Consider the following 1,478-nt stretch of genomic DNA (forward strand, 5'->3'; position numbering starts at 1 on the left):
GTGCGCCACGAAGCGCTGCAGGTCTGAAGGCGGCAGGTAGCCGCTGATGACCGTAACACCGGGTGGGGTGAAAGGACCCACCGCCAGCCAGTCGCAGCTGGCTGGTGAAGCTGAGGACAGTCCGATCCGGGAAACGCCGGTGAGGGCGGGAGCAGTCCTGACAACGACGGGACGGCCTGGAACTACCAGACAGGCCGGGTCCGGCAAGCGAGACGGAAAGGTGTACGAGAGGAACCGGCGTGTGAAGCCCCGTAAGCGAGGAACCAGCTCCAATCTGGTGGATATGGGCTGGGATGCAGCGCGTGACCGTCGCGATCAACTGTGGATGGTCAACTCCGTAACCGTGTCTGCTTCGACGGGAAGGAGGCCAGTGGGAATGCCTGCGGCGTACCACTGGCGATGCTGCCGGGGAAGAGTCGGGCACCTCCTCCGTCAACCGGTGTGCAGTGAACGTGGGAACCATCCGTGGCCGCCCTACCCGCCGGGACATCGTCCCGGTGAAGGGCAGGACCGTTGTCGTCTGACGGCCACGCGATGGGGCGGAGGACCCGTAGTAGTCCGAGCGCGGGAAAGCCGCGTACATGGCGAAGGGGTCCAGCAAGTCAAGCAGCCGAAGAACGGGAATGCCAGGAGGGTACGCCGGTGAATACCGACGCATCGACGGACACGCTCATGCGGGCGCGCCGTCGGGTACTGGGGATCCAGACCAAGCTGCACCGCTGGGCGACCAGTGATTCTCACCAAAGGTTCGATGATCTGTTCAATCTCGTCACCGACCCGGCCTTCCTGCTTGTGGCTTGGGATCGGGTGCGGGGCAACAAAGGCGCCAGGACCGCCGGCGTGGACGGCCGCACCGCGCGGTCGATCCAGGTGACGGAGGGGGTCGAGCAGTTCCTCGGCGAGCTTCGTGGCTCGCTGAAGGACCGCTCGTTCACCCCGTTGCCGGTGGCGGAACGGATGATCCCGAAAGCCGGCGGGCAGCTCCGCCGGCTGGGGATCCCGACCGTCGCCGACCGGGTGGTCCAGGCGTCGCTGAAGCTGGTGTTGGAGCCGATCTTCGAGGCGGATTTCCGCCCGTGTTCCTACGGGTTCCGTCCGAACCGCCAGGCCAGGGACGCCGTCGCCGAGATCGTTTTCCTCACGACCAACAAAGCACGGTACGACTGGATCGTTGAGGGAGACATCAAGGCGTGCTTCGACGAGATCGACCACACGGCCCTGATGGGTCGGGTGCGTCGACGTGTCGGGGACAAGCGTGTCCTGAACCTGGTGAAGGCGTTCTTGAAAGCGGGCATCCTCACGCAGGAACGCCAGCTCCGCAAGACCGATGCCGGCGCCCCGCAAGGGGCGATCCTCTCACCGTTGCTGAGTAACGTGGCCCTGTCGGTGCTGGACGATTACATCGCCCACGCACCGGGGGGCCCGTCAACCAGCGCGCATTTTCGGGCCAAGCGTCGTCGGCAGGGCCTGCCGAATTT

Annotated in this window: 1 protein-coding gene; it reads left to right on the forward strand. The window is 65.4% G+C overall.

Going from position 1 to position 1,478, the window contains the following annotated elements; all coding sequences use genetic code 11:
* Positions 1–642 precede the first annotated feature (642 nt).
* On the forward strand, positions 643–1,478 hold an 836-nt coding region (locus B056_RS0110790), incomplete at its 3' end, for a reverse transcriptase domain-containing protein (protein WP_020572436.1).

The organism is Parafrankia discariae (assembly GCF_000373365.1).
In the GTDB taxonomy this organism is placed as follows: Bacteria; Actinomycetota; Actinomycetes; order Frankiales; family Frankiaceae; genus Parafrankia; species Parafrankia discariae.